We start from the raw sequence: 6,985 nt of genomic DNA on the forward strand, positions 1-6,985 counted from the left end.
TGTTTTATTTTAAAAAGCTGCTGCACTTTTATGTGCGGCAGCTTTTTACTACTTACTTATTTAATAATGAATTTGTTTGCTTTGTTAATTGATCTAAAGAAGAAGTTATATCTTTTATATTATCTTTAAAGCTATCAATACTTGATAGTATAGAATTAACTTCTAAGTTACATTTTTCAGAAGAGTCTTTTATTGAGTGAACTTTTGAATCTATATCAGTTCTAACTGATGTTGATGAGTTAACAGAGTTAACAGAACTTTTAATTTGACTAACAGTATCATCAATAGAAGTTTTTATTGATGTGAAAGTTTCCTTTGTAGTTTGAACTGTATTATTTTGAAGTTCAATAGCATCACCAGCAGAATTCATTGCAGAAGAAGTATTCATAATATCTTTCTTTATTTCATCTAATATTGTTGTTATATTTTCAACAGCATTCTTAGAACTTTCTGCTAATTTTCTGATTTCATCGGCAACAACACCAAAGCCTTTTCCAGCTTCACCAGCTCTTGCAGCTTCTATAGCAGCATTTAAAGCTAAAAGATTAGTTTGAGAAGCAATTTGACTTATAGAATCAGTTATTGAGTTAACAGATTCTATTTTTGAAACTAAATCTGAAACTATTGAAGCGGAAGTAGAGAAAGAATCTTTTAGTTCGTTTAAAGAAGAATCAAGTGTATTCATGTTAGTTAAACCATCATCAGCAAGTTTAGATGTATTTATAACTAAGCCGTGAACATCATTAATATTTTGAGATAATCCTTCCATTTCGTTATTAAATTTGTCCATAGAATCTATTGTTGAGTCTAAATCTGAAGATTCTGTATTTGTATAATCAGAAATTTTACTTGCAGCAGTATATATATCTTCTGTTGATAAATTTTTAGTCTTATTTTTTATAGAAGCTACTGAAGTTTGTATTTCTCTAGAAAGTTCCTTTATTTCATCATTATTTGAATTTGTAAGTGGTGTATCTTCAATAAAAGTAGAGTTGTCCTTTTTTTTCGAAAATAACATAGCTACCTCCCGTTTTTGTAGAATTTATTACTATATATACTTTATCGAATAAAAAAAGAAAATCTTCACTGTAAATTACAAAATCTTATTTTTTTATGGAGTTTTTTGCTAAATCTCGTTGGCAACGAGCTTTTTCTTTAAGTTTGGGATCTACTCCTGTTTTTACTATGAGACTAGAAAACCATTTTAAAGATGCATCAAAATTGCCTATACGTCTATATAATTCACCGATTAAGTACTCTAAAGAGTAGGAATTCATTCCATAAATAGGAAAGGATTCGTTTGTATATGCAAATTCTAGACCTTCTACAGCTTTTGATAAGAATAAATTTTCATTATCATGGGATTTTGTGAGTCTATATAACCAACCTAATCTTAAGCATAATATTGCTTTGGTAGATGCCGCTGAATCGATATATACAGAGTTCAGTAAAGCTAGCTTATATCGTTCTATAGCAGAATTAATATCTAATAATCGCGGATATTCTTTTGATATATATTTAGGGGTAATATTTTTTATTACATGTATCCTTTGATAATTACGTAGTTTAGAAAAATCATTTTTTAATGCTGCATAACCACATTTTGGGCATAATATTATATCGTATAAATAAGGGTTTATATCTTTATAGTATATAAAAGAATCACTATCTCTTTTATCGATTTTATAACCTTCTTTTTTTACAGAAGGTGTTTTAAAATTTGTATGACAAACAGGACAATCAATAGTTCTATCAAAAAGCAATGTTGATGGATCTATAATTTTATTGGCTGTTTTTTTTGTTTCAGTTTTTTTTATAGTTGCTTTTTTGTAAATACTGATATTTTCTGTATTATTAAAACCTATTTTATCTAGACCTTGAAATAGGTTTTTTGTGTTTGACATTAAAAACACTCCTTGTTATTAAAATTAAATATGCATATATTATAGCAAAAAAATATGTAAAATACAGTATTGGTATTTTTATTATTAGTTATGATATATTATAATAGTAGTTAGATATAATTATCATAATATAAAGAGGTTTAATTATGGCAATAACACAATGGAAAACTTTTTTATTTCCTTATGAACAAGCAGTGAATGAGCTTAAGGTTAAATTTAAAAGTATAAGAACTGAATTAAGAAAAAAAAATGATTATTCACCGGTAGAATTTGTTACGGGAAGAGTAAAAGAGATAAACTCTATACTAGAAAAAGTTAATAAATATGATATTCCTATTGATAGGATAGAATATGAGCTAGAGGATATAGCTGGTATAAGGATAATGTGTCAATTTGTTGATGATATATGGACGGTAATTAGTATAATTAGAGAAAGAAAAGATATGCAAATTGTTTATGAAAAAGACTATGTTACTAATGTAAAAGAAAGTGGATATAGAAGCTATCATATAGTAATAAAATATCCTGTTAATATGTCAACAGGGCTTAAAATGATTTTAGCTGAAATTCAAATAAGAACATTAGCTATGAATTTTTGGGCAACAATTGAACATTCATTAAATTATAAGTATAGAAAGGCATTGCCTGAAGATGTAAAAGAAAGACTTAAAAATGCAGCTCATGCAGCATATAAACTAGATGAAGAAATGAGAATTATAAAAGGCGAAATAATGGATGCACAAAAGTTATTTGAAATAAAATCTTCATTAGTTACAAGAATATCTGACAATATATTAGCATTAACTAATTTAGGAAAGCATATAGAGGCAGCAAGATATAGAGAACAATTAGATAGATTTTTAGAAAATGGAGAAGTAATAGATCTTACTAATTTATTATCATCTACAGAGAAAACACTTACTATGTATAAACATAGATCATATTAATAGAAAAGATGTTACAGAATAATAAAGTTTTGTAACATCTTTTTTGTTACAATTTGAAACTTTTTATTAAATATTCAGTCTAATATATGAAGATTAGTATTAAGGAGGGGCCATATTTGGTAAGTACCATATCAAAAATAATAATTAGAAATAGTTGCAGCACAATGTAAGAATATTGTTGCTACAACTATTTTTTTAAGAATTTGTTACATTGGATAATTTTTTATTATAAAAGAAAGTAAATAATGCTGCTGTTAGAATCAAAGCATAGCCAATATAGCTAAAGATATCAGGAAGTTCACCCCAAAGTATGAATCCTATTATAGTAGCAAAGATTATATTAGTATAATCAAAAATAGAAATTTCTGAAGCTGGAGCATATTTGTAAGCATTAGTAATTGCAAATTGTCCAACAGATGCAAATACACCAGCTAGTGACAAGTAAATAAATTCTGTTAATGTAAGAGGTCTAAAATTAAATAACATAAGGAATCCGGTTACTATTAGTGAGAATGTTGAAAATACAAATACAATAGTAGAAGGGGCTTCTTTATCTCTTAGGTATCTTACAAAGGTATAGGCAGCTCCAGCGCAAGCACCAGAAGTGAATCCAATTAAATAAGGGATTGTTTCAATATTAAAAGATGGTTTTATAATGAATAAGCTTCCAATAAAAGCTATAACTACAGCAGTTATTTGTGTTAGTGATATTTTTTCTTTTAAGAACAAATATGAGAAAAGTATAAGAAAAAATGGTGAAAGTTTATTTAACATTGATGAATCAGAAAGATTCATATGACTAATTGCATAAAAATTGAATATAATTCCTAAGGTACCTGCAAAGCTACGACCTAAAAGTGCTAATCTATTTTCTTTTTTTCCAATTAAGGATTGTTTATTTTTTATTATCATAAATAAAGCTACTATAAATGAAATTAAGTTTCTAAAAAAGGACTTTTCCATTGAAGGAACATCACCGGCTAATTTTACAAAAGTACTCATAAGAGCAAATCCTAGTGCAGAAGTTATGAGTAAAAGTATTGCTAAGTTTTTATTTTTCATATAACCCTCCATATAATATAAATTTAGTAGCGCAGAAGAAATTGAATTCTAAAAAAAGAGGCTCACAATGAAGTGATATCCATCATTGTGACAGCCTCGTAATGTTATTTTACAACTATATTAACTAATCTACCTTTAATAACGATAACTTTAACTACTGTTTTATCACCAATAGCAGCTTTTACAGAATCATTATCTAAAGCAGCAGCTTTAATCTCTTCTTCTTGTAGACCACTTGATATGTTAATTTTAGCTTTAATTTTGCCGTTAACTTGAATTGCGATTTCTACTTCGTCCTTAACAAGGGCAGATTCATCGCATACTGGGTATTTTGAATTAAATACAGAATCAGTATTGCCAAAAGCTTCCCAAAGGTCTTCAGCTAAGTGAGGAGCAAATGGGGCAAGTAACTTAATATAGTCTATACAAGTTTCTTTTAAGAAACTAAGATTTTTTTCTTTTTCATTTACATATTTAGAAAGTGCATTTGTAAATTCCATCATTCTTGCAATAGAAGTATTAAATTGGAATTTTTCAGTGTCAGTTTCAACACTCTTAATAGTGTGATTTCTAACGAAATTAAGTTCTTTTTCTAATTTATCCATTGTTTCTTTATTATTTTCTAAAGAGTTAATAGAATCTAAAGCTGTTCCAAGAATTCTTTCCATTCTTTCAACGAATTTGCTTATAGATTTAATACCTTCATCACTCCAAGCTCCACCTTCTTCATATTGGAAGCCGAACATTAAGTATAATCTAAATACATCTGCACCATATTCTTTAATATAGTCATCAGGAGAAATAGTATTTCCTTTAGATTTACTCATTTTTAATCCGTCTGGTCCAAGGATAAGACCTTGATGTTTTAATGAAGTAAATGGCTCATCAAAGTTTAGATATCCCATATCTCTTAATGCTTTATTTATAAATCTTGCATATAGAAGATGCATGCAAGCATGTTCTGGTCCACCAACATACATATCAACTGGTAACATCTTGTTTACTATTTCAGAATCAAATGGTTTTTCACTATTGTGTGGATCTGCATATCTTAAGTAGTACCAAGAAGAACATACAAATGTATCTAATGTATCTGCATCTCTTTTAGCTGGTTTACCACATTTAGGACATGTAGTATTGATAAATTCATCACACTTAGCTAATGGTGATTTTCCATCTGGAGTAAATTCAACATTGTATGGTAGTTGTACTGGAAGATCTTTTTCAGGAACTGGAACGACACCACAGTGATCACAATGGATAACTGGAATAGGTGCTCCCCAATATCTTTGTCTAGATACTAACCAGTCTCTTAATCTATAGTTAACTTTTAGAGAACCATTTTTAGATTCTTCTAGTTTTTTAACAATTGCTAATTTAGCATCATCGCCTTTTAATCCATCAAATTCACCAGAGTTTACAAGTGGTCCGTATTCAGTAAATGGAAGATCTCCACCTTCGATAACTCTTGTTATTGGTAAATCATATTTAGTAGCAAAGGCAAAATCTCTTTCATCATGAGCAGGAACAGCCATAACAGCTCCAGTACCATATGATGCAATTACATAGTCTCCAACCCAAATAGGTACTTCTTTTCCGTTAATAGGATTAATAGCATAAGCACCTGTGAATACACCAGTTTTTTCTCTTGTAATAGATTGTCTTTCTATTTCAGATTGCTTAGATGTAGCATCTTTGTACTTTTCAATTTCTTCTTTATATTCATCTTTTACTACTTCATCTACTAATGGACTTTCTGGTGCTAAAACAACATAAGTAACACCGTTTAAAGTATCAACTCTTGTTGTAAATACATCAAATTGAACATCGCTATCTTTAACTTTAAAAGTTACTTCAGCTCCATTTGATTTTCCAATCCAGTGACGTTGCATAGCTTTAGTTTTTTCAGGCCAATCTAATGTATCAAGTTTTTCTAATAATTCATCAGCGTAATCAGTAATTTTAAAGAACCATTGAGTAAGATTCTTTTTAGTTACTTCAGAATTACATCTTTCACAAGCACCATCAATTACTTGTTCATTAGCTAAAACTGTATTACATGAAGGACACCAGTTTACTGGAGCATTTTTTCTATAAGCTAGTCCTTTTTCGTATAATTTTAGGAATAACCATTGAGTCCATTTATAGTAATCTTCAGAACAAGTTATTACTTCATTTTCCCAATTGAACATAGCACCCATAGCTTTTAATTGTTCTTCCATTGTTTTTATATTTTTAAATGTTGAGTCTTTTGGGTGAATTCCTGTCTTAATAGCATAGTTTTCAGCAGGTAAACCAAAAGCATCAAATCCCATTGGTTGAAATACGTTGTATCCGTGCATTCTTTTAAATCTAGCCCAAGAATCTACAGGACCATAGTTAAACCAGTGACCAGCATGAAGTTTTGCTCCTGATGGATAAGAGAACATTTCAAGAACATATAACTTTTTGTCTAGATTACTTCCATCAAACTTATAAGTTTCATCGTCACTCCATTTTTTTTGCCATTTGGCATCGATTTTAGTTGAGTATTTTTCCATTTTTTAAATCGCTCCTTTTATCATAAAAGTTAATAGATAACATAAAAAAGCTTTCGTCTCAAATTTAGAGACGAAAGCTATACTTCCGCGGTACCACTCTAGTTAAGTATAAAAATATACTTCACTTACAAAATAACGGCTTTTACCGTGCTAATTTTTAAATTAGCAAGCTCCATGATAAGTTCATGCTTTTTCTTACTGTTTTGCACCAACCAACAGTTCTCTTAACTAAGAAAGATAGCATTACTACTTCATTTCAATGCTTAATATAAAGTTATAATATTACTTTATATAAAATAATATTTATTGTCAAGGAAAAGAAGTATATAATTCTCTTGAAATAATATTTTATTCAATAAAAGTTTACTATTTTGAGAATAAAAATTAGTGTATAATACTATAGTAAGATAACTAGAAAGACGACTGGTAATATGTCAAGATAAAAAAACTTTAAAATTGGAAATTTTCTAGTTTGTCTTATTAAAAAAAGGGTAACTTTAATAAAGCTCATTCTGATTCCAAAATTTTACAG

At 28.7% G+C, this 6,985-nt stretch carries 5 protein-coding genes and 1 other annotated feature; of the genes, 1 reads left to right on the plus strand and 4 read right to left on the minus strand.

The features are described from left to right. Positions 1 to 52: 52 nt before the first annotated feature. Positions 53 to 1,018 carry a methyl-accepting chemotaxis protein gene (locus KQI30_RS07365; RefSeq protein WP_216462653.1) on the minus strand — a complete coding sequence of 322 codons (966 nt, stop codon included), beginning with the start codon at positions 1,016 to 1,018 and terminating at the stop codon, positions 53 to 55. Positions 1,019 to 1,103: 85 nt separating this feature from the next. Next, positions 1,104 to 1,904 (minus strand): DUF2225 domain-containing protein, encoded by an 801-nt coding sequence (locus tag KQI30_RS07370; protein WP_216462654.1) that lies wholly within the window; start codon positions 1,902 to 1,904, stop codon positions 1,104 to 1,106. A 146-nt stretch (positions 1,905 to 2,050) separates the two neighbouring features. Here KQI30_RS07370 and KQI30_RS07375 point away from each other — a divergent pair, with 146 nt between their 5' ends. Then, positions 2,051 to 2,851 carry a GTP pyrophosphokinase gene (locus tag KQI30_RS07375; RefSeq protein WP_216462655.1) on the plus strand — a complete coding sequence of 267 codons (801 nt, stop codon included), beginning with the start codon at positions 2,051 to 2,053 and terminating at the stop codon, positions 2,849 to 2,851. Positions 2,852 to 3,046: 195 nt separating this feature from the next. Here the strand turns inward: KQI30_RS07375 and KQI30_RS07380 are convergent, their stop codons facing one another. Together KQI30_RS07380 and leuS are read right to left on the minus strand one after the other, a co-directional pair. Next, positions 3,047 to 3,913, minus strand: coding sequence for a DMT family transporter (locus KQI30_RS07380; RefSeq protein WP_216462656.1), 867 nt, complete (start codon positions 3,911 to 3,913; stop codon positions 3,047 to 3,049). A gap of 104 nt (positions 3,914 to 4,017) precedes the next feature. Further along, positions 4,018 to 6,453 carry a leucine--tRNA ligase gene (gene leuS / locus KQI30_RS07385; protein ID WP_216462657.1) on the minus strand — a complete coding sequence of 812 codons (2,436 nt, stop codon included), beginning with the start codon at positions 6,451 to 6,453 and terminating at the stop codon, positions 4,018 to 4,020. Positions 6,454 to 6,516: 63 nt separating this feature from the next. After that, positions 6,517 to 6,722: a binding site (T-box leader), on the minus strand. Positions 6,723 to 6,985: the final 263 nt, after the last annotated feature.

This window comes from Clostridium bornimense (assembly GCF_018917145.1).
GTDB lineage: Bacteria > Bacillota > Clostridia > Clostridiales > Clostridiaceae > Clostridium_AN > Clostridium_AN bornimense_A.